Here is a 26,227-nt window from a genome sequence, read left to right as displayed (position 1 = left end):
GTTTTCGATACTTGAGAAGATTGGAATGGCAGATTGCCCGGCCGATATCACCGCCCTCGCGATTGAAGCCGGTGCCAACCTACGCGACGACGGCCGGATTTGTTTTCCCAAAACCATGGTGGACGAAATAATCGCAAAGGCGGCGCGCCGGGTGAGCATTCCGGGATTTGTCGAGGATTTGGGTCTGACCGTCGGCGGTGGAAACGTGCATATCGGCACCGGCGGTGCTGCCGTGGAAGTTCCGGATCAAGCTGGTGGATTCCGCGAAGCCAAACTCGCTGACCTCTATCAGCTCATGCAGATCGTTGGTCGCGCGGAGAACATCCACTATGGCGTTCGTCCGATCGTTGCCAGAGACATGCCTTCGCCCTGGGAACTGGACTTAAATACCGGCTTTGCCTGCCTCAAAGCATGCCCAAAACCCATCGGTATAAGTTTTGACAACGCCACCCATGTGCAGAGCGTAGCCGCTATGTTCGATATGGCGCTGGGACAGGATGATGCGTTCAGGCGGCAACCGTTTTGCATGGGCGTAATTGTCCATGCGGTCTCGCCGTTGCGATTTGCGCAAGAAGGTCTTGAGATCATGAAGGCCGCAATAGATGCGGGTATGCCACTGCAGATTTGTACGGCAGCACAAGCAGGTGCGACCAGCCCCGTGACACTCGCAGGTGCTCTGGCGCAAGGATTGGCAGAGGCTCTGGCCGGGATCGTAGTTGCAAATGTTCTCAAGCCCGGGTTTCCAACAATTCTCGCATTCATGCCCTTCATCAGTGATTTGCGTACTGGCGCGATGACCGGTGGTAGCGGAGAAGCCGCTGTTGCCAATGCTGCCGCTGCTCAGTTGCTGCTGAACCTTGGCCTGCCCTCAACCGTTTCGGCAGGCATGACGGATTCCAAGGTACCGGATGCTCAGGCCGGATACGAAAAGGGATACACCGTGGCTCTGGCTGCTCAGGCGGGTGCTGACATGATCAACCTCAGCGTTGGAATGCTGGGTTCACTGATGGTGGCCTCACCCGAGGCATTAGTGATTGACGATGACATGTGTGGCGCCATTCTACGATCTGTTCGTGGAGTGGAACTGACGGACGACGCACTTGATCTGGAGATGATCGAAGCCGTCGCATGCGGACCGGGGCATTTTCTGGGCGAGGCCCAGACCCTTGCTCGGATGAAAAGCGAGTACGTCTACCCATCGCTTGCGGATCGGAAAAGTGTACAGGATTGGCAAGATGCGGGCAGCCCTGATCTTGTAGATCGCGCCCGAGACAAAGTTGCCCAGCTGACGGATGAACCACCCGATCACCTGCCATCAGATCGCGAAGCGGCCATTCGAGCCGCCTTTGACATCAAACTATCATAGGATCGTTCATGAATTCACATAAGCGCGTTGTTGTCATCGGTGGCGGAGCTGTCGGTTGCTCAATCTTATATCATCTGGCTTTGGCCGGGGTGACAGATACTCTTCTGCTGGAACGGGACGAACTGACCAGCGGTTCAACATGGCACGCTGCGGGCAACATTCCGACCTACGCAACCTCGTGGCTTGGTATGCGGGCCGGAAATTATGGCTGGCAGATGTACAAAGATCTGGCCGAGAAAGTAGATAGCCCGATCACCTATCGGCATACCGGCGCCTTTTGGCCTGCCCACACAAAAGAGCGGATGGAACTCTTCGGTCATATCGAAGGCATCGCCCGCAGCGCGGGGTTCGATCTGCATCGGCTGAGCCCTTCCGAGATGGACGCGATGCATCCGTTCTGGTCGCCGGATGACACTGTATTGGGTGGTATCATGGATCCTTACGAGGGCGACATTGATCCCAGCCAGCTTACACAGGCGTTGGCCAAGGGCGCGCGAGAACTGGGTGCTGAAGTTCGGCGGTTTTCACCGGTCACCAGTATTGCCCGCAAGCCAAATGGCGAATGGATAGTCTCAACAGCCAATGACGAAATTACCGCCGAAATCGTCATCAACGCTGCAGGGTTTTACGGTGCAAAAATCGCAGAGATGGCAGGGTTGAAAACACCAGTGATTACGTTGGAACACCAGTATCTGGTCACTGAACCTCTGGCAGCGCTGGAAGAGCACCCTGAACTGTTCCCTTTGGTGCGAGACCCTGACATCCGCTTCTATCTGCGGCGTGAGCGGAATGCGTTCCTGTTGGGATCCTATGCTCACGCTGGTCGCCCTGCATGGCCTGAAGACGGTCCCCCCGATGATTTTGCCCATCAGTTGTTTCCGGATAGTGTCGAAGACATTCTTGAGGTGCTGGAAGACACGATTGTCCATGTCCCGCTGCTGGCCGAGGCCGGTGCCCAGCGCTTTGTCAACGGACCTATTGCCTATGCACCAGATGCTTTGCCCCTTGTCGGTCCTGCAGCAGGGGCACCCAATTTCTACCATGCGACGGGCGTTCAGATCGGCATTACGCACTCTGCGGCCATCGGCAAGGCAATGGCCGAGTGGATTACCGAAGGTGAAACGGAATGGGATCTTGCCGCGTGGGACCCCCGCCGCTTTGGTGAATGGGCGACACCCGACTACGCCCACGCACGCGCATCTGAACATTATGATCTGCAATATGCGATCCCCTACCCGCATCGAAACATGGCCTCGGGGCGACCAGTGCAAAGGACGCCATTGTACGAACAATTGAAATCATCAGGTGCGGTCATGGGCCAGATCGCTGGTTGGGAGCGCGCATTCTGGTTTGAAACAAACGAATGTCCCGATACCGGCAAACTGAGTTTTCACGAGGAACCGTGGCACGCCGCCGTTCGCCAAGAATGCCTGACAGTCGCCGAATCCGTGGGTGTGATGGATCATGGTGGTTTCACCAAGTTCACTGTAGAAGGCCCTGGTGCCGAGGCCTATCTGGACCGTGTATTTTGCGGAACGATACCCAAGCCAGGTCGCATAAAACTCAGCTATATGCTCACACCAAAAGGGCGCATCTGGTCTGAGGCGACCATCGCCCGGTTATCCAATGACCGCTTCCTGCTGTGTGGCCCAACGCTCGCAAGCCTTCGGGATTTCGACTGGTTGAGTGCGATGTTGCCTGAACACGGCGTTACCCTTTCGCACGGCCATGCAAAAGACGGTGCGCTTATGGTCATGGGACCAAAATCTAGGGATCTTCTGGCTCAACTGACTGATGCAGATCTTTCGGCTGAGGCGGCACCGTGGATGTCTATCGCGGAAATACAGCTCGCCGGCATCGATGTCATCGCGATGCGAGTTTCATATGTCGGAGAACTTGGGTGGGAGCTGCATGTCGCGAGCTCTGATCTGCCTGCGCTCTATCAATCGATCATGTCCGAAGGCGCGAAATTCGGGGTTACCCAATTTGGATCTTACGCGTTGAACTCAATGCGGATCGAAAAGGGATATCATGGGTGGGGTTCGGATTTTGGCACTGAATACACGTTGTTTGATGCAGGCCTGAATGCTTTCGCCAAGCCTGACAAGGGCGACTTTCGGGGAAAATCCGCACTGTTAAATCAACGAATCAGCGCTGCCGACTGGGAGTGGGTTGGACTGGAAGTCACCACTCCTTCGCCTTGGCCGCTGGCCTCTGAGCCAATCCTCAAGGAAAACCAAACCGTCGGATACATCACCTCAGCAACGAATGGCGCACGAACAGGCAAGATGCTTGTGCTGGGTTATATTCAGCGTGGAACCATCGCGATGGGGGAACAATGCGAAATCTGTGTGCTGGGTGAAACTTACCAAGCCACAAGGCATTCCCCTGCCCAATACGATCCGCAAAACAAGCGCATGCGCCAGTAAACTTCTTTGGTGCAGAAAGCCATCGAAACCCCCTGCTAGAACCTGCCCGGGTAGAACGGGCGGGGAAACACTCCGATTGCGGGGTCTCAAGAAAATGCCTGGGAGTCCCTTCTGATCAGCATCGCTGGTTGCCGCATCGAACGCGCCTGTTGACCCACTCCAGAGTTATAGACGACTTAATCAGGCAGGACGTAGGTCACCCAAGCGACCCGGTAGCCATGTGCTGAACACAAAAAAATATTAAACCGAATACACCTCCGACATTGAGTTTTGGCCGCTCGACCATCAAACCCGCCAATACAGCAACCCCCTAGTCTCACGCCCTCATATCTTCTTCTTAACCAGTACTTTCAATTCACGTCCCGAAATTCTGTTGTTGCAACTTTCTGATTGATTTGGATGATCAGGCGCATGTTGGCCGGAATAATCGGTCACCCGCATCGTGGTGCGGTTCATATAAATAAACTTGGGGAGACTAAAAATGGTCCTGAAGAATTTGATGCTTGCTGCCAGTGCAACGGCGCTGCTTGCAGCAGGCGCATCAGCAGAAACGCTGCGCTGGGCACGTGCTGGCGATGCTCTGACACTTGATCCACACGCACAGAACGAAGGTCCGACTTCTGCTCTGGCACACCAGATCATGGAGCCGCTGGTCATGCGCGATATGACCGGTGCCATGGTTCCTGCACTGGCCACTGAATGGGGCCCGTCGGAAGAAAATCCAAACATCTGGGTTTTCAAGCTGCGTGAGGGCGTCACATTCCACGATGGTGCCGAGTTCGACAGTGACGACGTTGTGTTCTCGCTAAACCGCGCGATGACGCCAGATTCCGACTACAAAGAACTTCTGGCGTCAGTCAAAGAGGTTCGCGCGACCGACAAATACACCGTCGAAATCGAAACCGATGGTCCGAACCCGATCATGCCCAACAACCTGACCAACATGTTCATGATGGACAAAGGCTGGGCCGAGGCAAACAACGCCGTCAAGGTGCAGGACTATGAGGGCGGCGAAGACACCTATGCCGCCAAAAATGCAAACGGCACTGGCCCCTACAAACTGGTCAGCCGTGAGCCTGATGTGAAAACTGTTCTGGCGGCAAACGAGAACTATTGGGGTAAAGACGAGTTCCCGATGCAGGTAACTGAAATCGTCTATACACCGATCCAAAACGCGGCAACCCGTGTTGCGGCCTTGTTGTCGGGTGAGGTGGACTTCATCCAGGACGTACCAGTGCAAGACCTTCAGCGTGTTTCGGGTACCGATGGCCTGGATGTTCGTACGGCACCACAGAACCGCGTGATCTTCTTCGGTATGAACATGGGTGATGCAGATCTGTCGTCTGACAACGTCGATGGCAAGAACCCACTGTCCGACGTACGCGTGCGTCAGGCGATGTCAAAAGCGATCAACCGCGATGCAATCAAACAGGTTGTGATGCGCGGCCAGTCGGCGCCTGCCGGCATGATCTCACCACCGTTCGTCAACGGCTGGGATGAGACCATGGACGGTTCGTCCTCGACGGATATCGAAGGTGCCAAGGCACTGATGGCTGAGGCAGGCTATCCTGACGGTTTCTCGATCACGCTGAACTGCCCGAATGATCGTTACATCAATGATGAGGCGATCTGTCAGGCAGCCGTTGGCATGCTGGCGCAAATTGGGATCACTGTGAATCTGGATGCCAAACCAAAGGCACAGCACTTCCCGCTGATCAACAACCTGGAAACCGACTTCTACATGCTGGGTTGGGGCGTTCCGACTTATGACTCGGAATACATCTTCAACTTCCTGGTTCACACAAAGGGTGAAAAGTACGGATCGTGGAATGGTACGCGCTATAGCAACCCTGATCTGGATGCGAAGATCGTAGCACTGGCATCGGAAACCAACCTGCCTGAACGTGACAAGCAAATTGGCGAAATCTGGCAGGTTGTTCAGGATGAACAGCTTTACATCCCGATCCACCATCAGGTGCTGAACTGGGGCATGAAGTCGGATGTTGGTACCGGTGTTGCGCCGGACGATACAGCCAAGTTCAAGTATTTCACACTGAACTAAAGTTCATAGTTGAACTGCGAGACAGGGCGCGATTTCGCGCCCTGTCTTTTTTCCGTTTCAGATACCGATTTCTCTGAAACATTCTTTTCGCAGTAACAGGCGCGTGATCTCGAATTGAGATTTTCTTTACCAATCAACAAAAACCGAGAACACTTGCTGAATAAACAGGGAGTTTTCGCCATGATCTTCAGGAACAGTGCCATCGGCCTGACCATGATGCTTGCCAGCGCGGCGCAGTCCGCGGAATTCAAATGGGCCTCAACTACTGATCCGCAAACGATGGATCCGCATGCGGTGAACTCTGCCGCGGTGTTGGGATTTCTCAACAACGTCTATGAGGGGCTAGTTCGTCGCGGCAAGGATATGAGCGTGGAACCGGCGCTTGCGGTCAGCTGGGAACCAATCGGGGATGGTGAAGGATGGCGCTTCAAGCTGCGAGAGGGTGTCACCTTTCATGATGGCAGCACGTTTGACGCGCAGGACGTCCTGTTCAGTTATCAGCGCGCCTCCGACGAAGTCGCAGACACACGCAGCTGGTTCGCACCGATCAGCGAAGTGAAAGTGGTAGATGACTACACGGTCGACTTCATGACCACTGCCCCGAACCCTTTGTTCCCGTCTTCGATCGCGAATTGGATGATTATGGATCAGGGCTGGACCGAAGCAAATGATGCAGCACTTCCGGACAAGGAAACCGGCAACTATGCGACGATCAACTCTAACGGAACCGGGGCATTCAAGGTAACTGCGCGAGAGCCGGGGTTGCGCACGGTTCTTGAACCGTTCGAGGGTTGGTGGGGCGAACCTGAACACAACCTGACACGCGCGGAATTCAACCCGATCCAGAACCCTGCCACTGCGGTCGCTGCGCTGTTGTCCGGCGACGTTGACATGATCAACCCTGTGCCAATTCAGGACGTAGCGCGATTGCAAGGTAATGGGGATGTTGACGTCATTCAGGGTATCGAAGCTCGCGTGATCATGCTGGGTTTTGACCACGAAGCAGAGACTCTCAAATACACCGACGATGCGGGCAAACCTAATCCGTTTCAGGACGCACGCGTCCGTCAGGCGGTTGCAAAGGCGGTGAATGTCGATGCGATCCTTGCCACCATCATGCGCGGGAATGCCGAAGCAGCCTCGCAACTGGTCAGTCCAGCGATGAGTGGCTATTCCGACGCAAACTCGGATCGCCCGGCTTTTGACGTGGAAGGTGCCAAAGCTTTGTTGGCAGAGGCCGGATATCCGGATGGCTTCTCCTTCGGCCTCAAATGCCCCAATGATCGCTATCTGAATGACGAAGCTGTTTGTCAGGCCGTCGTCAGCATGCTGGCTCAGATCGGGCTAAAGGCGGAGCTTGATGCGATGCCTGTACGCAACTACTGGCCCGAACTTCGTGAAGATAACTACGATATGTACCTACTCGGCTGGAGCCCGGGAACTTTCGATGCAGAACACCCGGTGCGATTCCTGGTTGCAACGCCCAACGAGGAAAAGAAACTGGGCAGCTGGAACTTTGGCGGCTTTTCGAATGCGCGTGTCGATGAACTGCTTCCGATGATCCAGTCGGAACTGGATGAGGGTAAACGTCAGGCCATGCTGGACGAGGTCGCGCAGATCATTCAGGATGAACAGGTCTATGTGCCACTATATGTCCAGCCACTCGTCTGGGGCACGCGCAACAACATCGAACTGACCCAAAGACCGGATAACTTCTTTATCCTGCGGTGGGTTACAGTGAACTAGATACCTTTGTTCGATCAGGTGGGTATTGTCTTCAATAACGGTGCCCACCCGATAGTCAGACAAACCAAGAATGTGCCGACCAAAAGCACCAAGTTTGGAAAGCATCGGCCTTCTCAGAACCGCAATGCCGGAAAGCCACACTTTCCTGTCGTTTCCCTATAGCGATTGCTTGACCATCCGGTCGGGGAAAGCATAGACAGGCGGATCAACGGGGAAAATGAATGTTCGCATATATCGTCCGAAGGATGTTCCAATCCGTGATCGTGCTATTGGTCGTGGGTCTGGTTGCATTTTCGATGTTTCGTTTTGTCGGTGATCCAATCGACAACATGCTGGGTCAGGAACGCACTCAGGCTGATATCGACCGGCTCAGGACTGAGCTTGGCTTGGATCAGCCGTTTCCGGTTCAGTACTTCAAGTTTCTGAAAGGTGCCGTTCAGGGCAATTTCGGTGTCTCTTATCGTCAGGGACGACCAGTTTCGACGATTATTGCCGAACGCGCGCCCGCGACATTAGAGCTGGCCTTTGTCTCAGGTTTTCTCGCAATCACCATGGGGATCGCGTTGGGGGTATTCACCGCCATCCGACGACAAGGGATTGCCGCGAATGTCATCATGACCGTATCCCTGATCGGAGTATCCCTGCCCACCTTCTTAATCGGGATATTATTGATCTACATATTCTCGGTGGAATTAGACCTCCTCCCCAGCTTTGGGAGGGGCGAAACCGTTATGATTGGCGGCTGGTCCACCGGCTTCCTAACGGCCTCGGGCCTCAAGGCGTTGATCCTGCCTGCTATCACTCTGGGTCTTTACCAAATGACGCTGATCATGCGTCTGGTTCGGTCGGAAATGCTTGAGGTGATGCGTGCTGATTATGTCCGGTTTGCCCGTGCCCGTGGGTTGTCGGATCGGGTGATCAACTTCCGCCACGCGCTGAAGAACACTCTGGTTCCCGTGATCACCATCACCGGATTGCAGCTGGGCTCGATCATCGCCTTCGCCATTATCACCGAGACGGTGTTCCAGTGGCCGGGCGTCGGTCTGCTGTTCATCAACGCGATCCAGTTCGTCGATATCCCCGTCATGGCCGCATATCTGATGCTGATTTCGGTCATGTTCGTTACGATCAACCTGATCGTGGATCTTCTCTACTATGCCATTGACCCGCGCCTGCGTGTCGACGCGAGGGCCACATGACCGATACTATCGAAACCCCAAAAGCCCCCGCCAAGTCGCGTTTTGCCAAATTCTGGGACAGCGACTTTGCATGGTCATTCCGTCATTCGCCAGTCGCTATCATCGCTTCGCTGGTGGTTGTGATCCTGGTACTGGCGGCCATATTCGCTCCGCTGATCGCGCCCTATAACCCGTTCGATCCGGCGACCCTGAACCTGATGAACGGTTTTACTCCTCCGGGCACGCCAAATGCCTTTACGCAGGATACATTCCTGTTGGGTACGGATGATCAGGGGCGGGACGTGTTTTCGACCATCCTATATGGTTTGCGCATCTCGCTGTTTGTTGGAGCCGCTGCTGTTCTGCTCGCCATGATCATTGGCGTGATCCTTGGTCTGATTGCCGCCTACTACGGCGGTTGGATCGAAACCTTCATCATGCGGGTCGCAGATGTGCAGCTGACTTTCCCTGCAATCCTCGTGGCAATGCTGATCTTTGGTATCGCCAAGGGGGTGACACCCCCGGAATACCGGAACGAGATGGCGATCTATGTTCTGATCATTGCAATCGCGCTGTCAGATTGGGTGCAGTTCGCCCGGGTCGTGCGTGGTGCGGCTCTGGTGGAAAAGAACAAGGAATACGTTCAGGCCGCACGCCTGATCGGGCGGGGTTCTTTCCCGATCATGTTCCGTCACATTCTGCCCAACGTGCTCAGCCCAGTTCTGGTGATTGCCACGATCTCGCTGGCACTGGCGATTATTGCCGAGGCAACGCTCAGCTTCCTGGGCGTGGGTGCACCTCCGACGCAACCGTCACTGGGCACACTGATCCGTATCGGGCAGGGTTTCCTGTTCTCGGGTGAGTGGTGGATCCTGTTCTTCCCGGCCTGCACCCTTCTGGCGCTGGCCCTTTCGGTCAACCTGCTGGGCGACTGGCTGCGCGACGCGCTGAACCCCAAGCTGCGGTGATTACATGAGCCTTCTGACGATCAATGACCTGACGGTCGAATTCCCGACGCGCCGCCAATTATTCACCGCCGTGGACCATGTGGACCTGTCTGTTGAGCCGGGCGAAATCCACGGTCTGGTGGGCGAATCCGGTGCGGGTAAATCCACCATCGGTGCGGCCATTATGGGTCTGCTGGACCGGCCCGGCCGGATTGCAAGCGGCACCATCAAGCTGAGCGGCGACCAGATCAGCGGTCTGGATGCCGACGCGATGCGTAGCCTGCGCGGCAAGAAGATCTCGATGATTTTCCAGGATCCGCTGACCTCGCTGAACCCGTTATTCACTGTGCGTGAGCAACTGGTTGAGACGATCCAGGCCCATCTGGGCGGAACCGATGCCGAGGCGAACCAGCGTGCACGCGACCTGATCGACCGGGTCGGCATCCCTGATCCGGACACGCGACTGGATCAGTACCCGCACCAGTTCTCAGGCGGAATGCGGCAGCGTGTTGTGATTGCGTTGGCCTTGTGTACCGAACCGGATGTAATCATCGCGGACGAACCGACCACGGCCCTTGATGTGTCCGTTCAGGCGCAAATTCTGGACCTGATCAAGGAACTGGCGCAGGAGCGTCAGGTCGGCGTTATCCTGATCACACACGATATGGGTGTGATCGCGGATACGACGGACAAGGTGACGGTGATGTATGCGGGCAAGGTGGTTGAAACCGGCCCGACCTCACGGGTTATGGGCCAGCCGAGCCACGAGTATACAAAGTCGTTGATCGCTGCCGTGCCGCGCCCGACACTAAAACTGCACCGCTTCCCGCAGATCAGTTATGGCGGTCGTGAAACTCGGTTCGCGATTGAGGATATGGCCAGGCACTGGCCCAAAGTGGAGAATGACGCCAGCAAACCGGTGTTCGAAATCCGCAACCTGACCAAGAAGTTCCTGCAGCGGCGCGGCCTATTGCCGTGGGATCGCACCTATTTCACCGCGGTTGACGAAGTCAGCTTCGATATCCGCGCAGGAGAGGTGTTTGGTGTTGTCGGAGAATCCGGTTCGGGTAAGTCCACCGTCGCACGCATGATTGCTGGGCTCTACCCCGTGGACGGCGGCACGATCAAATTCGAAGGTCAAACGGTCAGTGATCTGACTAACAAGGCCGCTCTGGATGCTTATCGCAAGAATATCCAGATGATCTTCCAGGATCCGTATTCGTCGCTCAACCCCCGTATGCGGGTGGATGACATCGTGGCCGAGCCGATCCGCCATCACAAACTGATGGATGGGGCAGATATCAAACGCCGTGTTGACGAGTTGCTGGATCAGGTGGGGCTGGGTCACGAGGCCGGGTTGAAGTATCCGCATGAGTTTTCGGGCGGTCAGCGGCAGCGGATATCGATTGCGCGGGCTCTGGCTACGCAACCCCGGTTCCTGATCTGCGACGAACCCACCAGCGCGCTGGACGTGTCGATTCAGGCGCAGATCCTGAACATCTTGAAGGACCTGCAGGAGCATCTTGGCCTGACACTTTTGTTCATCAGTCACGATTTGCCAGTGGTGCGCCAGATGTGCGACCGGGTGGCCGTGATGAAGCAGGGCAAGGTGGTTGAGCTGCAAGAGACCAACGAACTGTTTGCCAATCCGCAAACCGAATATGCCAGTGAACTTCTGAGGCTCATGCCCAAACTGGATGATCTCTCGACCGACGGGCTGGGCGTTACCGAATAGCGGACAGCCAGCCTTGTTCGACACATAAGACCTGACGTGAGTATTGCCGCATGTGCATTGCTCACGTCAGAAATCTACATCTAACTCAGAATATGCTCTGATTGGCTCGATGGTCCAAATCCGCAAAGCCATTCGAACGCAATGCGGGTTTCTCGTCGAGTACTTGCGCCATCTCTCTGCTGGACAAAATAACCGTGTGTCGGCGGCATCTCTTCCGAAAACAGACGGACGACTCTCCCATCCTTCAGATCCTGATCTATCAATGGCAGCCAGCCCACAATGGCACCCTGCCCCTCTGCCGCGCCCCGGATCAGCACGTTGGCATCTTCAAAGACTGCGCCACGCGGGGTTCCTTGAATTCTGACATTCTGCGCCGAGAACCAGTCGATCCAACCCCAGTGATTTCGTTGATGCAGGATCGGAACGCTTAGCAGATCAGAAGGTTGCTCAAAGGGGCCGAACCTCTCGACAAACTCGGGGCTGGCAACAGCAATGGGTTGCAGTTCCAGCAGCTTCACCGCCTCGCCGGGCATTTCGCTCAGGCGGTCCCATCGGATAACGATATCCGCATGATTTTGCTGAAATTCCCCGGGGCGATAACTGGGAACAAATTCAAGCTCGATACCCGGATGCTGTGCCCAAAAATCACTGATCCGCGGCATCAGCCACCGCGCAGTGAATATGGGACCGGCCGCTATCCGAACCGACCTGCGTGGCACGGTCCGGAAACTCTCGATCGCATCCTGCAAAGTGGTGAACGCAGAAGCAGTCGCATCAGCAAGCCGCTTGCCATCTTCAGTCAGAGTGACATTGCGCCCTACCCTGTCAAAAAGAGATGTTTGCAAGTACTCCTCCAGCCCGCGCACGTGGTGGCTGATCGCCGTTGCGCTAACCGAAAGGTTCTCGGCAGCGGCACGAAAACTGCCCAGCCTGGCGGCTGCATCAAAGGCACGAAGAGCTGAAAGAGACGGCAACATAGCAAAGAACTGTCAAGTTTTACTCATCTGTTGCTGAGAAAGCTGTCTTTGTAAAGTCAGCAAATCAATGGTCTGCTTTGGCTAAGCCAAAAGAGATCGGTCAACCGATGAGCGAGACTAAACAACGACGAGGACGCAAGTCCCGGATTCAACAGGCTAAGGCGCCTGAGGACAATCCTCCGGTCTGGCCGGGATTGGAAAGCGGGCGCTTCAAACCCCTGTCCCCTTCCGAAGCTACACTCATCGAAGAGACGGCCTTTCAGTTGCTGGAAACGCTCGGCCTGAGCCAGGCCACCCCATCGATGATCGAACAGGTCGTTGCAGCAGGTGGACAGACTACAGATGATGATCGCCTACTGCTTCCCCGCGATCTGGTCAAATGGGCGATTGAGGGCGCCCAACGTGGCTTTACTCTCTGCGGACAGGTGCCTGAAAATGACCTGAGGATCGAAGGCGCGCGGGTTCATATGTCCACCGGAGGTGCCGCGCCAGGTGTGTTCGATCTCGAAACACACGAATATCGCGATTCTACATTGCAGGATCTCTATGACGCTGCGCGGATTGTCGATCGGATGGAAAACATCCATCACTTCAGCCGACCGGTGGTTGCCCGCGATATCGATGACAATGCGGCGATGGATCTGAACACTGCCTTCGCGTGCCTGAGCGGAACCTCCAAGCACGTGTCGATCTCAATCACTGAACCTCAGAATGTCCCCGAGATCGCCGAGCTTTGTTACCAGATTGCGGGAGGCGAAGCAGAATTCCGAGCGCGACCGTTCCTAACCGTCATGGTGTGCCACGTGGTTCCTCCGATGCGCTTTGCCGAAGAAGCCTGTGACGTTCTCGAGGCTGCCATCACTGCGGGCTTTCCTGTGCAGCTTATCAGCGCCGGCCAAGCCGGAGCCACAAGCCCGGCAACGATAGCGGGCTCCCTTGTTCAGGCTGTTGCCGAGACACTGGCGGGTCTGGTGTTTGCCCGTTTGGTCGATCCGAACGTGAAGGCGATCTTTGCACCCAAACCACTGGTAGCTGATCTGCGCACGGGCTCCATGTGCGGCGGCGGTGGCGAGCAGGCCATCCTGATGGCGGGCGCTGCGCAAATGGGGCGACACTGGAACCTGCCAACAAGCTCGATCGCGGGGATCACGGATGCGAAAAGATTGGACGCCCAGTACGGGGCAGAAAAATCCCTTGCCGTAACGATGGCAGCACATGCCGGTTCCAACATCGTCACGCAGGCCGCAGGCATGATGTCTAGCTTATTGGGGGTCAGCCATGCCGCTTACGTCAGCGACAATGACCTGCTTGGAAACATCCTGCGCACCATCCGCGGCGTCGAGGCCACGCCAGAGAACATCGCTGCTGACGTCATTGCCTCGGTCTGCAGGGGCGAAGGCCACTATCTGGGCGAGCAACACACATTCAACCGCATGAAATCCGACTACTTCTACCCAGAGGTCGGTGACCGCCGAAGTCCGCGTGAATGGCAGGAAGATGGTGCCTTGCGCGTGGGTGATGTGGCCAGACAGAAAGCCCGCGAAATACTTGATCACCATTACCCGGCTCACCTGTCCGACGATCTGGATCGAAAGCTCAGAGCACGCTTCGATATCCGGCTGACACGAGCACAAATGGGGCGTCTTTCATGAACAATCACGTCCTCTGCCAACGCGCCAGAGAGTGCCTTCCTGGCGGTGTCAGCCACGAACTGCGCTACCGGGAGCCTTATCCAATCTACTTCGAACGCGCAAAGGGCGCTGAAAAGTGGGACGTAGAAGGTAAGCGGTATATAGATTTTAAACTCGGTGCAGCCAGCCAAATTCTGGGTCATGCGCATCCTGAAATTGCCGAAGCTGTCGCACGACAGATGACACGGATGCCCTACACCGCCGATTGCCACCCGCTAGAGGTGGAATGGGCCGAATGGCTCTGTCGCCTGTTCCCATCAGCTGAACGGGTGCGCTTCGCCGGATCAGGCACCGAGGCGACGATGCTAGCGTTTAGGTTGGGACGGGCGCATTCAGGTCGGGACAAAGTGCTACGCATAGACGGTCATTTCCATGGCTGGCACGATATGTTGCTGAAAGGGTCAAAACCCGGAACCAACTCGCCGCCTTCACTCGGTGTTCCCCAAGTCGTGAGCAATCTGGCCGTCGTAACACAACCCGATCTGCAAGTGATTTCCGACGCACTCGAGAACGATTGCGAGATCGGCACCATCTTTGTGGAAGCGTCGGGTGCAAATTATGGCTCCGTGCCCCTGCCAGAAGGTTTTCTGAGCGGCATCCGTGAACTGACTTCGAAAACGGGTCATGTGCTTATCTTCGACGAAGTCATCACGGGGTTACGTTGGGCACCGGGTGGACGTCAGTCACGCGATGGAGTGACCCCCGATCTGACAACGCTGGCCAAAGTGGCGACCGGGGGGCTGCCCGGTGGCGCTGTCGTTGGCAGAGCTGACATCATGGATTTGCTGAGCCCCGGTGAAATGCGTGATGGCCTGTCACCGCCAGTCAGTCACAAGGGCACGTTCAATGCCGCCCCTATGGTTGCGGCCGGGGCCGTGAAAGCGATGGAAATTCTCTCTACTGGCGATGTTCAGAACCACGCAGATGCCATGGCGAACCGTCTGCGCGACGGGTTCAACAAAGTGTTCGGTGATTTGGAGGTAGAGGCGCTGGCCTATGGCGACAGTTCTACCTGCCATCTCTATTTCGGCGGGACCACGATTGATGGGTTGGATGCCGCCGCAATCCGCCGGACCTCTCCACAACTGGTCAAAGGGCTGAGGGATGGGCTGCTGTCCCGTGGCGTCGATTTCATGTCCTTTACCTCCTGCGTCACCGGTCTGCCACACACACCTGAACTGATCGATGAGGCCGTCGACCATTTCCGCGACACCATTTCAGACCTCATCCGCGACGGAGTTCTTCTATGAAGCTTCCCAATCAAGCGCGCACCGTTGTGATCGGGGGCGGTGTCATCGGATGTTCGATTGCCTATCATTTGGCGCGTGAAGGCCGAAAGGACATCGTGGTGCTTGAGCGTTCCAAACTCACCTCAGGCACGACATGGCATGCGGCTGGTCTGGTTCGGCGCCTGCGGCCATCTGCTACGCTGACCAAACTGATCAACTATTCGATTGATTTGTATGGAGAGTTGGAGCTTGAGACCGGTCAGGCCACAGGCTGGACGCAAACCGGCTCTCTGACGCTTGCGACCAATGAAGACCGGCTGACCAACATCAAGCGTCAGGTTTCACTGGGCCGAGCCTTCGGGCTTGAAGCCGAAGTGGTCGACCCCAGACGTGCAAAAGAGCTTTGGCCTCTGATCGAAGTGGACGATGTAATCGGGGCGGTCTGGTCGCCGGCTGATGGTCGTGTAAACCCGTCAGATGTGGCGTTGGCATTATCCAAAGGCGCGCGGGCGCGCGGGGTTCAGATATTCGAAGATACTCGCGTAACTGGTCTGCAAAAGAACAACGGTCGGATATCCGGGGTTAAAATCGGCGACCATGTTATCGAAGCCGACGAGGTAGTGATCGCCTGCGGGTTGTGGTCGCGTGAAGTGGCCGCAATGGCGGGCGCGCACATGCCTCTTTATGCCTGCGAACACTTCTACATCCTGACAAAACCTCTGCCAGAGATTCAGGCGCTTGGCAAAGGCGCGCATCTGCCAACGCTGAATGATCAGGATGCGTTCCTTTACGCCCGCGACGACGTAGAAGGATTGCTGGTTGGTTCGTTTGAACCACACGCGAAGGGCCTGCCACTGGATCGCTTACCTGCTGATTTCAGCTTTGATCTTCTGGACGAGGATTGGGACCACTTCATGCCGATGATGGAGAACGCGCTACGCCGCATTCCTGCATTGGAAAAGGCTGAGGTGCGGATGCTGCTGAACGGACCTGAGAGCTTTACGCTGGACAGTCAGTTCATGCTTGGGGAAAGCCCCGAAGTTCCCGGCCTGTTCCTGATGGGAGGTATGAATTCCACCGGTATCGCGCTCGCCGGTGGGGCGGGCAAAGCCATGGCGGAATGGATCATTGCGGGTGAACCGACGATGGAGCTGAACGAAGCCGATATTCGCCGGTTCAGCCCGGAGATGAACGTGCTGGGTGCTTTGGAGGCGCGAATACCCGAAGTGCTGGGTCGGCACTATGACAACCCCCACCCCGGCCGGTCTATGGAAACCGCGCGTGGCCAGCGCCGATCACCAATCCATGCAGGACTGCAAGCGGCGGGCGCTCGCTTCGAAGCGCGTGGAGGTTGGGAACGTGCGGTGCATTTCGGTGGGGAAGCAGCGCATTTGCCTTTGACCTTTGGCATACCTGCCTGGCGAGATCAGGTGGGACAGGAAGTTCAAGCGTGTCGCACCGGTGCGGCCATTCTGGATCAATCCGCCTTTGGGAAAATCCTGGTGCAAGGGCCGGACGCCTGCGCCTTTCTCAACCATCTTTGCGCAGCACAGATGGATATCCCATCCGGTCGGATCGCCTATAGCCAGATCCTGAACGCCCGTGGCGGCGTTGAAAGCGATGTCACAGTTCAGCGACATGGTTCAGATGAATATCTACTGATCTGCGGCGCAGGCGAAGTTGTGCGTGATCTCAAACGGATGCGCGAAACGCGGGGCCGTTTTCAGGTCGAGTTCACCGATGTTACAAGTGGCTATGCCATCCTGGGCCTCGCTGGATCCAAGGCACGGGAAATCCTGCAAGCCACAACATCCATGCAAGTTCCGGAACTAGAACGGTTTCAATTTGCACCGGTTGAAATTGGTCTGGCCAGCGGTTGGGCCGGTCGCCTGAGTTTCACCGGCGAAGAAGGGTATGAACTCTATATCCCCTCCGACATGGCGATGGCGGCTCATGATGCGCTGACAGAGGCAGGTGCGGAACATGCGGGTCTCTACGCCAGCGGCTCTTTGCGTATCGAAAGCGGTTTTCGCGCGTTTGGTCATGAACTGTCGCCCGGCATCACGCCGCTTGAGGCCGGACTGGCAAAGTTCTGCGCCTTTGGCACAGGATTTGTAGGTGAAAATGCCCTGCAGGATCAGGCAGCAAAGCAACAGGTTGTTTCCCTGCTGTTCGACGATCCAAACGCAATACCGATCCATGATGAGCCCGTTTATTTCGACAACAAAGTCGTTGGGCAGGTTACGTCATCGGCGTGGAGCTATCGGTTGGAACGCAGCATCGCTCTGGCTTTGATCAACGAGCCACTGGGCACAACCGGCGTCGTGAATGGTTTCGAGGTCGAAATCGCTTGCACCGGCTTTTCCGCCAAAGCCTCTACAAAGCCCGCCAAGGAGGCGTTTGCATGAGCGACACTATCCGCACAACTCAAGTCGCCATCATCGGTGGCGGCATCATGGGGGTCGCCACTCAATTTCAGCTAGCTGAAAACGGCTGGACGGACACGATCCTGTTCGAAAAGGCTGAATTGACTAGCGGTTCAACCTGGCACGCCGCAGGGCAGATCGCCCACGCGGTTGGCAGCCGGATCATGAGCTGGATCAACAAGACGTCGATCGAGACCTACAAACGAGTTGAAAAAGAAACCGGCCAATCCATCGGTTGGCACGAAGTCGGCGGTTTTCGCATCGCGACCACCGATGACGAGGTGGACTGGATGAAATCCATTATGGGGGTCGGCAAACTGCTGGACCTGCCTATGGAGTTGGTGGGGCCAGAAGACGTTGCAAAGGTCAACCCATTCTACAAGGTCGATGACGTCAAAGCGGCAGTGCGAACCTTTGAAGACGGGCATATCGACCCATCGGGTGTGACCATGGCACTTGCGGCAGCGACACGGGCGCGTGGCGCAAAGATCGAGCGCCATAACCGTGTGGTCGGCGCCAGCCGCAAAGGAGACATGTGGCTGCTCAGGACTGAAAAAGGGAACGTGCTGGCCGAGCATGTCGTGATCGCTGCCGGGTCATATGCTAACCAAGTCGGGGCGTGGTTCGGCCTGACCATCCCCAGCGTCTCCTGCCTGCACCATTATCTGGTCACAGACACCGTGCCCGAATTTGCAAACCGTCCGGAATTGCCGGTCATGCGCGACAATGCTTTCGGTGGCTATATCCGGCAGGAGCAGAGATCCGGGCTGATCGGCATCTACGAAGATCACGTCTGTCCTACGGTATGGGAAATGCCCGATGGTGCGCCTTGGGCGGCTGAGAATGAACTTTTCGAAGCTGACTATGACTCGATTGGCGATTTCCTGATGATCGCATTCGATAAAATGCCGATATTGGCTGATCTTGGCATCAAACGGGTGGTTCGTGGAGCCATCACCCATACACCGGACGGGGGAATGTTGGTCGGTCCGTCGGAGGTACCGAATGTCTGGCTGTCTTGCGGCTCCTCCATTGGTCTTGCCTGGGGTGGCGGGGCTGGCAAAGTCCTGGCTGATTGGATGGTTCATGGCGAGGCCGAAATAAACACGCGCAGTTTTGACCCGCGCCGGTATGGCAATTTCGCTGATGATCATTTCATCGTTGAGCGTACCAAAGACGAATTCAGGCGCCGCCATGATACGCCCTGCCCCGGCAAGCAGTTCCAATCGTTGCGCCCACTGAATCGGCACCAGCTGTATGATCGGCTTGCCGCAAAAGGCGCGGTATTCGGCGAGGTCGCCGGTTGGGAACGGCCCCGATACTTTGGTGAAGTCGGCGAGGTCGAGCAGATTGGCTGGGGACACCAACCGTGGCACGAGAATGCCCAGCGCGAAGCCCGAGCGACCCGTGCAGCCGCGGGTCTCATCGACCTTTGCGCATTCGCCCAGTTTGAGATCACAGGCAAGGATGCAGGCAAACTTCTTGATCGGCTGTCTGCGAACAAGCTTCCACAAAAAGATGGCCGGATGAGCCTCAATCATCTGCTTACGGACAATGGACGCTTCGAAACCGAAATCACGGTTTGGCGCATCGCTTCGGATCGCTATTTCACCGGGTCGCCCATCGCGCGCGCCAATCCCGACTGCGACTGGATCAAATCGAATATCCGCCCGGATGAGGATGTTCAGATCGTAAACCGCTCGGCCAATTGGGGGATGCTGGCTTTGTCAGGACCTGCGTCACGTCGCATACTGTCAGAACTGACAGATGCAGATCTAACAAATGCCGCTTTCCCTTGGCTTTCTGGTCAAGAAATAAGCGTGGCGGGAATTCCCTGCTACGCATTGCGTGTGTCTTTCGTTGGAGAGCTTGGATGGGAGTTGCACGCACCACTGGCCCAGATAGCGCAACTTTATGACGCTCTATTTGAAGCCGGTTCAAAACATGGGCTGACCGATCTGGGCAGCTATGCATTGAACGGCATGAGAATGGAGAAGGCCTATCGCGCGTCCGGAGAGCTGACGACAGATGTCGGGCCCTATGACGTCGGGCTGGATCGTTTCGTGGTTTCAGAGGGACGCGACTTTCTTGGGAAAACCGCTTTGATGGCAACAGAGCCGGGATGGGAGCTTCTTTACGCTGAACTACATTCAGATAACATCGACATCTACGGCGGTGAACCCGTTCTGCTGAATGGTCAGCCCGTCGGCCTGACCACCTCAGGTGGATACGGGTACACCGTCGACAAGTCTCTTGGCTGGTTGTTCGTGCGTAAGGGGACGCCGCACAAGGGTTTGTCCGTTCAGATACTCAACCGCAACTACAATGTAACCGTTCATCAGGACGCATTGTTTGATCCGCAAAATCTGCGGCCCCGATCCGAGGATTAAGTGATGACTAACATGATCACCGGCGGAGAAGCCGTCTATCGCGTACTCAAAGCCAACGGTATCGACACGGTTTTTGGCCTGCTGGGTGGTTCGATGCTGGAACTTTATGATGCGATGTATCAAGGCGGCGAAATCGCCTATGTCGGCGCACGGGACGAACGCGCAGCCGGACATATGGCAGATGCCTGGGCCCGCATGACAGGGAAACCTGGCGTCGTGCTTGGTGCTCAGGCCGGTCCCGGTGTGGTCAATATCGTCACCGCAGTTGCCGAGGCCCATCTGGCCTACTCACCCATGGTGGTCATTGCTGGTGCCATAACACGCGCGGATCAATGCAAAGACACGTTTCAGGAAGTCGACCAGGTCGCGCTGTTTGCTCCGATCTCCAAACGGTCGGTGATGGTCACAGATCCCTCACGGCTTGTACCTATGCTTGAGGATGCATTCCGGTTGGCCAATACGGGCCGACGTGGGCCTGTTGTCCTGCATGTGCCGCGCGATCTGTTCGCCGAAGCGCTTCCTGATTTTGATCCCGCGCCGGCAAATATCGCCCTTCCCGGACCTGCTTCGAATGACGACATCGCAGCCATTGCAGCGCTGGTGGCAGAAGCGGAACGCCCCGTAATCTTTGCCGGCGGCGGCTTTAAATGGAGCTCTGGTCGCGAGGCCCTTACCAGTCTGGCGGAATCTCTCGAGATACCCGTGGTTGCCTCGACGGGCCATGCAGATGTAATGCCACATCGCCATCCCTGGTTTGCCGGGCAAGCAGGACCCAGAGGCAATCGCGTCGCAAGCCGCCTGACGAAAGAGGCGGATGTGATGGTCGTTCTGGGTGCGCGCCTTGGGTTCAACTCAACTTTCCATAGTAATGACTATGTCGGGGCCGACACCCGCATTGCTCATGTGGACATAGAAGGGTCGGCGGTTGGGCGATACTTCCCCGCCGAGATAGCGGCTCAGGGTGACGCCCGGCTAACGGCAGAGGCCTTGTGCCAAACGACTACAAAACCAAAATGCGAAGCATGGCGGCAAGCGTTCAAAGACGATATGGATACACTTTGGACCGAGCGTGCCGAAGAAGCAGAAATTGACACCCTGCCTATGCATCCGCGCAGAGCTTTGGCGGAAATTCGCGATACCCTGCCCGAAAGCGCGATTGTCACACTCGACACCGGAAATACCTGTCTACAAGCCGCCGACCGACTGGCGCACTACGCCCCCATGAGCCTGATTACCCCATTGGATTTCGGCCTCGTGGGCTTTGGCCTTGCCGCAGCGATTGGAGCCAAAGCGGCTGCGCCAGATCGACACACTGTTGCCATCATGGGAGATGGTGCCGTGGGATACACCATGATCGAAATTCAAACCGCGATCAGTCATCAGTTGCCCATCACAATCATCGTTCTGGATAACGAAGCCTGGGGTGCCGAAAAGGCCTATCAGCAGGAGTTCTACGGCGGTCGCCTGCTAGGTGCGGAAATCCAATCCCCGCGTTATGACAAATTTGCTGAGCTTTGCGGAGGCAAAGGTATCTGGGTCGATGGTCCTGGGGCCATGGGTCCTGCCCTGAAAGAAGCTATTGATTCCGGCCAAACCACTATCATTCAGGCAAAAATTGACCCCGGCGCATTGATGACACTGCGCAAAGATCTGTTCAAAGCGCCGCAAAATGGAAAGCAGTGATGACCACCTAGGATTCGATTGTAATCGGCGCTGGAAATGCCGCTTTATCGCTGGTGCAATCCAGTTCGCCTAAGATGGCGTTGGCAACAGTCGGGCCTTTTTTCAGGACGGTGAAATGCTCCTCGGGCCGTTCTTTTTCGACTATCCGGGCAGCACTGGCCTGATCAACGGATCCGTTTTTGGTCGTCTTGCTGGTGAACGCGCTGGTAAAGCCTGACGACCAGATCGCTTCCGGCTGATAGATCCGTCAATAGTGCTCTAAACATTGCCATTCCACTGCAAGAACGCATTAAACAACTGCTGCTGCGTGCTGATGCCCAGCTTAGAATAAGCGTTCTTTCGATGAGTTTTGACTGTAGGCAAAGCGATACCCAAAGACAGACTTATGGAAAGGCTCGAATGGCCCTTCAGGATCAATCCGACAATCTCGGCCTCGCGCGGAGAGAGGATGTCGCTGGCAAAATCCTTCAACACGACTTCGGTCGGTTTGTTTGCGATTGCTGTCTTTGATTGCCTCGACCAGAGGCTTCGGAATGCAGTTGAAAACAACGAATGGAATGGGGCCAACCGATCGACCAAATCAGATGAGAAACCGCCCTCTTCGGCTGGTCGAGCAAAGCTGAGTTCCCCCATCGCTCCGTCACCCAGATCTACTGTCAGAGCCATTTCCTGCAGGCCAGCGGGCCAACCAGGGGTTCGATACCCGATTTCCTCTCCGTCCTCGATCAGAACCTCTGAACCTTCGGCAGCAAAAACCCAGTTATCCGGAGCCAGATCAATCATCCTATGGATACCCGGCGGCAAACCATCCAGAAATGCGTTGTAGATCGGATTCAGCAGGTAGGTTTGACGAACGTAGAGTTGCACCGCCTCTTTTGCCGCACCATCAGGATAGGTGTCGCCGAGATAGACAGGTGCCCGCCCCTTGCGATTAACAACACAGAAGGCTGCTGAAAACGTCAGCACCTGATCTGCTGCCTTGATCATATCCGATGCGTCACCATCGCCTTCGATCACCCGGCAAAGGGCGCGATTCAAATTCTCGATTTCGGTGTCTTTGTAATTCACGTCACCCTCACAGCGAAGCCGCAGTAGCACGAGCAGACTCGCAGCGCATCATCCTTGAGGATGATAGTGGCGGAACGTTCAATTTCTTAGAAGTGCATCAAAGAAGGAAATCCGCAATGAACTCTCATCCGCTTGTTCTAGATGCCGAAGCTGTCGATCAGCTGTTGCCACAAATTGACGTCCTGCAGGAGATGCGCCAGCTCTTTACCGAGCTTGGCCGCAAGCAGGCAGTGCAACCTGCGCAAACTCTGACCTTGCTGCCTGAAAACAAGGGTGACTTTATCACCTATCTGGGGGCTGCATCCGGTGCAGGTACTTTTGGCGCCAAACTATCCCCCTACCTTATCCAGGAGAATGGGCCCATCATCACTGCATGGACGATACTGATGTCTATGCAGAGCGGGCAGCCGTTGATGCTGTGCGATTCTGGCCGTCTTACGACCGAGCGGACAGCCGCAACCACTGCACTGGCTGTTGATCTGCTTGCTGGCAAAGCCGCCCAACGCGTAGCGATCATTGGGTCCGGTGCGATAGCACAGGCCCATTGGCGTCACATACAAACACTGAGAGACTGGCAAGAGGTTTGCATCTACTCCCCGAACCTGGCCGCCAATCAGAAACTGCAAACCAAGTGGCAGGAAATCTGCCCGGCTATCACTTTTGCCGCCAGCGCAGAAGCCGCAGCCCTCAATTCCGACGTAGTGATGCTCTGTACCTCATCCGGAACGCCCGTGCTGGATGAGGAAGCTGTTGTGCCACATGCGTTGGTAACCTCGATCAGCACCAACGTCGCTCTGGCGCACGAGATTACACCCTCGTTCCTGCCCGCTGCGCAAGTCTACTGTGACTACCGCGAAACCACCCCCTCTACCGCAGGTGAGATGCTGATCGCGGCGCGTGATCATGGCTGGAACGCCCAACAGGTCAAAGGGGATCTGGCAGAACTGGCCACAGGCTCTTGCGAATTGCCGGGCGTCGATAAACCTGTCTTCTTTCGGTCCGTGGGCCTGGGTCTGGAAGACATCGCCATCGCCAATGCCATCTATCGCGCCGCCCGCGCCTGAAAAAAGGACAGATCACATGCATATCGAACCCTTTGGCGTCGAAATCTGGATGAACGAGTGGGAGACCAAATGCGAATGGAACCTTGCCGAAACATGTGTGGAAAGCCTGACGATTGAGGAATTGCTCAAGCTAGCGGGCAAAAACCATACGGACCTGTCCGAGCTGTTGACGATGAAAATGACATACGGAGCGATTGAAGGGTCGGATCGCCTGCGCCGCGCCATCGCTACGCTCTATGATCGACAAAAAGTCGAGAATACAATCGTTACGCACGGAACCATCGGCGCCAACATGCTGATCCACAAAGCGTTGGTGTCTGCAGGGGATCGTGTCGTTGCAGTCGTACCAACATATCAGCAGCATTATTCGATACCGGCCAGTATTGGCGCTGACGTTCATCAGTTGAAATTGCGCGAAGAGAACGGGTTTCTTCCCGATCTGGATGAGCTTCGTGCGCTGGTCACTCCGGACACCCGCCTGATTGCGATCAACAACCCCAACAACCCGACGGGTGCCCTGATGGATCGCTCCATGCTGGAAGAAATCGCAGAAATAGCGCGCGAAGCTGACGCATGGATCCTGTGCGACGAGGTTTATCGCGGGACGGATCAGAGCGGTTCGGGCATGACCGACTCAATCGCCGATATCTACAAAAAAGGCATCTCTACCGCTGGCATGTCCAAAGCCTATTCATTGGCAGGGCTGCGTCTGGGCTGGATTGTTGGTCCGACCGACGTGATTGAGCAGGTTTCGATCCATCGGGACTATGACACAATCTCGGTCGGAATGATCGACGATCATTTTGCAGCGCTGGCGTTGGAGAACCGGGATCAGGTTCTGGCGCGCAGTCAGTCTATCACGCGCGGTAACTTCGCAATCCTGCGGGACTGGGTTGCGCAGGAACCGTTGATATCCTGGATCGAACCCAAGTCCGGAACTACAGCCCTGCTCAAATATGAATTGCCGATGACCTCCCGCGAGTTCTGCGTTGGGTTACTGAAGAAAACCGGCGTCATGTTTACACCGGGTTCGGCACTGGGCATGGAGGGATATGTTCGCATTGGTTATGCCAACAACCCCGACATCCTGAAGAAGGGTCTGGCACTCGTTTCAGACTATCTGTCCGATATGAGTGCCGCGGCGTAAGTTAACCGGTAACGCATTCAAAGAGGCGAACGTCCAAACTGGTATCCGCCTCTTTGACTAATGATCAGGCAGCTGCGATCTGCCGGGCCTTTTCTACCATTACCTCGGCCTGACGGATCGAGGCATAGTCAATCAGGCGCCCATCCAGCGAAACGGCACCTTTGCCTGCTGCTTCGGCTTCGGCCATTGCCTCAAGAATGCGCTGCGCCTTGGTCACTTCGGCGTCGCCGGGTGACATCACTTCATTCGCGAGTGCAATCTGGCTGGGGTGGATCGCCCATTTTCCTTCGCAGCCCAGAACTGCTGCCCGTTTCGCAGCCGCCTTGTAACCCTCGGGATCCTGAAAATCACCGAATGGACCATCGATGGGGCGCAAACCGTTGGCACGGGCTGCAACAACCATACGTGCCAACGCATAGTGCCACATGTCACCCCAATGTGTTGCACGATGCGCTTCGGCATCCGGGTCTGTCAGAACCGAATAGTCCGGATTTACACCGCCAATGATTGTTGTACGCGCGCGGGTCGAGGCCGCATAATCCGCAACCCCGAAATGCAGGCTCTCGTTCCGTTTGGACGCAGCCGCAATCTCACTGACATTCTGCATGCCAAGCGCGGTTTCGATGATGTGTTCGAAACCGATGCGCTTTTTGTAGCCCATCGCATCTTCGATCTGCGTGACCATCATGTCGACCGCGTAAACGTCAGCTGCAGTGCCAACCTTGGGGATCATGATCAGGTCCAGCCGCTCACCGGCCTGCTCCACCACGTCAACAACGTCGCGGTACATGTAGTGGGTATCCAGACCATTGATCCGCACCGACATGGTCTTGTTGCCCCAATCGATATCGTTCAGCGCCTCGATGATGTTCTTGCGCGCCTGTTCCTTCTCATCCGGTGCGACAGCATCCTCCAGATCAAGAAAAATGACGTCCACGTCTGACTGTGCTGCCTTTTCGAACATGCCGGGCTGACTGCCGGGAACAGCCAGTTCGCTGCGGTTCAGGCGGGCTGGCGCCTGATCAATGGAATGAAAGCTCATACGTTCGGATCCTTCGACTTACAGGTTTGGATATATAGGGAAGCGTT

The 26,227-nt window shown here is 56.0% G+C and carries 17 protein-coding genes; 14 read left to right on the top strand and 3 right to left on the bottom strand.

What is annotated here, in order from left to right; all coding sequences use genetic code 11:
- The 7 genes from E1297_RS39260 to E1297_RS39230 all read left to right on the top strand — a co-directional run.
- Positions 1-1,366 (top strand): trimethylamine methyltransferase family protein (locus E1297_RS39260; RefSeq protein WP_196223509.1); only part of this gene is annotated, 1,366 nt, incomplete at its 5' end.
- Positions 1,367-1,374: 8 nt separating this feature from the next.
- A complete protein-coding gene (locus E1297_RS39255) occupies positions 1,375-3,795 on the top strand; it encodes an FAD-dependent oxidoreductase (RefSeq protein ID WP_155147937.1) in 2,421 nt (806 codons plus the stop codon).
- A 481-nt stretch (positions 3,796-4,276) separates the two neighbouring features.
- Positions 4,277-5,857, top strand: a complete 1,581-nt coding sequence (locus E1297_RS39250) for an ABC transporter substrate-binding protein (RefSeq protein ID WP_155147935.1) — start codon at positions 4,277-4,279, stop codon at positions 5,855-5,857.
- Positions 5,858-6,037: 180 nt separating this feature from the next.
- A complete protein-coding gene (locus E1297_RS39245; RefSeq protein WP_155147933.1) occupies positions 6,038-7,603 on the top strand; it encodes an ABC transporter substrate-binding protein in 1,566 nt (521 codons plus the stop codon).
- Positions 7,604-7,824: 221 nt separating this feature from the next.
- Positions 7,825-8,802 carry an ABC transporter permease gene (locus E1297_RS39240; RefSeq protein WP_155147931.1) on the top strand — a complete coding sequence of 326 codons (978 nt, stop codon included), beginning with the start codon at positions 7,825-7,827 and terminating at the stop codon, positions 8,800-8,802.
- Entirely contained in the window at positions 8,799-9,749 is a 951-nt protein-coding gene (locus E1297_RS39235) for an ABC transporter permease (protein WP_155147929.1), read from the top strand. Before E1297_RS39240 ends, E1297_RS39235 begins: the two co-directional genes overlap by 4 nt.
- Before the next feature lie 4 nt (positions 9,750-9,753).
- A complete protein-coding gene (locus tag E1297_RS39230) occupies positions 9,754-11,463 on the top strand; it encodes an ABC transporter ATP-binding protein (RefSeq protein ID WP_155147927.1) in 1,710 nt (569 codons plus the stop codon).
- Between the two features lie 80 nt (positions 11,464-11,543).
- On the opposite strand, the gene E1297_RS39225 is transcribed toward E1297_RS39230, so the two are convergent.
- Positions 11,544-12,440 carry a LysR substrate-binding domain-containing protein gene (locus E1297_RS39225; RefSeq protein WP_155147925.1) on the bottom strand — a complete coding sequence of 299 codons (897 nt, stop codon included), beginning with the start codon at positions 12,438-12,440 and terminating at the stop codon, positions 11,544-11,546.
- A gap of 107 nt (positions 12,441-12,547) precedes the next feature.
- On the opposite strand from E1297_RS39225, the gene E1297_RS39220 reads away from it, so the two are divergent.
- Genes E1297_RS39220 through E1297_RS39200 form a run of 5 tightly spaced genes read left to right on the top strand, consistent with a single transcriptional unit; the run spans position 12,548 to position 21,859 of the window.
- Positions 12,548-14,092, top strand: a complete 1,545-nt coding sequence (locus E1297_RS39220) for a trimethylamine methyltransferase family protein (RefSeq protein WP_155147923.1) — start codon at positions 12,548-12,550, stop codon at positions 14,090-14,092.
- Complete coding sequence (locus E1297_RS39215) at positions 14,089-15,381, top strand: aspartate aminotransferase family protein (RefSeq protein ID WP_155147921.1); 1,293 nt, start codon at positions 14,089-14,091, stop codon at positions 15,379-15,381. Before E1297_RS39220 ends, E1297_RS39215 begins: the two co-directional genes overlap by 4 nt.
- Positions 15,378-17,768: an FAD-dependent oxidoreductase gene (locus tag E1297_RS39210; RefSeq protein WP_155147919.1), complete on the top strand. Its 2,391-nt coding sequence runs from the start codon at positions 15,378-15,380 to the stop codon at positions 17,766-17,768. The genes E1297_RS39215 and E1297_RS39210 overlap by 4 nt, the downstream gene beginning before the upstream one ends.
- A complete protein-coding gene (locus tag E1297_RS39205; protein WP_155147917.1) occupies positions 17,765-20,176 on the top strand; it encodes an FAD-dependent oxidoreductase in 2,412 nt (803 codons plus the stop codon). The genes E1297_RS39210 and E1297_RS39205 overlap by 4 nt, the downstream gene beginning before the upstream one ends.
- A gap of 3 nt (positions 20,177-20,179) precedes the next feature.
- The gene (locus E1297_RS39200; protein ID WP_155147915.1) at positions 20,180-21,859 is read left to right on the top strand and encodes a thiamine pyrophosphate-binding protein; all 1,680 of its coding nucleotides are present in this window, start codon (positions 20,180-20,182) and stop codon (positions 21,857-21,859) included.
- 258 nt (positions 21,860-22,117) lie between these two features.
- On the opposite strand, the gene E1297_RS51435 is transcribed toward E1297_RS39200, so the two are convergent.
- Positions 22,118-22,927 (bottom strand): helix-turn-helix transcriptional regulator, encoded by an 810-nt coding sequence (locus tag E1297_RS51435; protein WP_209016273.1) that lies wholly within the window; start codon positions 22,925-22,927, stop codon positions 22,118-22,120.
- 116 nt (positions 22,928-23,043) lie between these two features.
- On the opposite strand from E1297_RS51435, the gene E1297_RS39190 reads away from it, so the two are divergent.
- Positions 23,044-23,991 (top strand): ornithine cyclodeaminase family protein, encoded by a 948-nt coding sequence (locus tag E1297_RS39190; protein WP_155147912.1) that lies wholly within the window; start codon positions 23,044-23,046, stop codon positions 23,989-23,991.
- Positions 23,992-24,007: 16 nt separating this feature from the next.
- Positions 24,008-25,138 (top strand): aminotransferase, encoded by a 1,131-nt coding sequence (locus E1297_RS39185; RefSeq protein ID WP_155147910.1) that lies wholly within the window; start codon positions 24,008-24,010, stop codon positions 25,136-25,138.
- A 64-nt stretch (positions 25,139-25,202) separates the two neighbouring features.
- Here E1297_RS39185 and E1297_RS39180 read toward each other — a convergent pair whose 3' ends face one another.
- A complete protein-coding gene (locus tag E1297_RS39180; RefSeq protein WP_155147908.1) occupies positions 25,203-26,180 on the bottom strand; it encodes a CoA ester lyase in 978 nt (325 codons plus the stop codon).
- Between the last annotated feature and the right edge of the window lie 47 nt (positions 26,181-26,227).

The organism is Roseibium sp. RKSG952 (assembly GCF_009711355.1).
Note: the sequence above shows the minus strand (reverse complement) of the source record. Positions and strands in the feature narration are given on the sequence as shown.

What these genes read in the sequence shown, in the direction of transcription:
- E1297_RS39245 (WP_155147933.1), top strand. Translation starts at nt 6,038, where the DNA reads ATGATCTTCAGGAACAGTGCCATCGGCCTGACCATGATGCTTGCCAGC.
- E1297_RS39220 (WP_155147923.1), top strand. Translation starts at nt 12,548, where the DNA reads ATGAGCGAGACTAAACAACGACGAGGACGCAAGTCCCGGATTCAACAG.
- E1297_RS39225 (WP_155147925.1), bottom strand. Translation starts at nt 12,440, where the DNA reads ATGTTGCCGTCTCTTTCAGCTCTTCGTGCCTTTGATGCAGCCGCCAGG.
- E1297_RS39215 (WP_155147921.1), top strand. Translation starts at nt 14,089, where the DNA reads ATGAACAATCACGTCCTCTGCCAACGCGCCAGAGAGTGCCTTCCTGGC.
- E1297_RS39235 (WP_155147929.1), top strand. Translation starts at nt 8,799, where the DNA reads ATGACCGATACTATCGAAACCCCAAAAGCCCCCGCCAAGTCGCGTTTT.
- E1297_RS39200 (WP_155147915.1), top strand. Translation starts at nt 20,180, where the DNA reads ATGACTAACATGATCACCGGCGGAGAAGCCGTCTATCGCGTACTCAAA.
- E1297_RS39240 (WP_155147931.1), top strand. Translation starts at nt 7,825, where the DNA reads ATGTTCGCATATATCGTCCGAAGGATGTTCCAATCCGTGATCGTGCTA.
- E1297_RS39185 (WP_155147910.1), top strand. Translation starts at nt 24,008, where the DNA reads ATGCATATCGAACCCTTTGGCGTCGAAATCTGGATGAACGAGTGGGAG.
- E1297_RS39205 (WP_155147917.1), top strand. Translation starts at nt 17,765, where the DNA reads ATGAGCGACACTATCCGCACAACTCAAGTCGCCATCATCGGTGGCGGC.
- E1297_RS39250 (WP_155147935.1), top strand. Translation starts at nt 4,277, where the DNA reads ATGGTCCTGAAGAATTTGATGCTTGCTGCCAGTGCAACGGCGCTGCTT.
- E1297_RS39230 (WP_155147927.1), top strand. Translation starts at nt 9,754, where the DNA reads ATGAGCCTTCTGACGATCAATGACCTGACGGTCGAATTCCCGACGCGC.
- E1297_RS39190 (WP_155147912.1), top strand. Translation starts at nt 23,044, where the DNA reads ATGAACTCTCATCCGCTTGTTCTAGATGCCGAAGCTGTCGATCAGCTG.
- E1297_RS39210 (WP_155147919.1), top strand. Translation starts at nt 15,378, where the DNA reads ATGAAGCTTCCCAATCAAGCGCGCACCGTTGTGATCGGGGGCGGTGTC.
- E1297_RS39180 (WP_155147908.1), bottom strand. Translation starts at nt 26,180, where the DNA reads ATGAGCTTTCATTCCATTGATCAGGCGCCAGCCCGCCTGAACCGCAGC.
- E1297_RS39255 (WP_155147937.1), top strand. Translation starts at nt 1,375, where the DNA reads ATGAATTCACATAAGCGCGTTGTTGTCATCGGTGGCGGAGCTGTCGGT.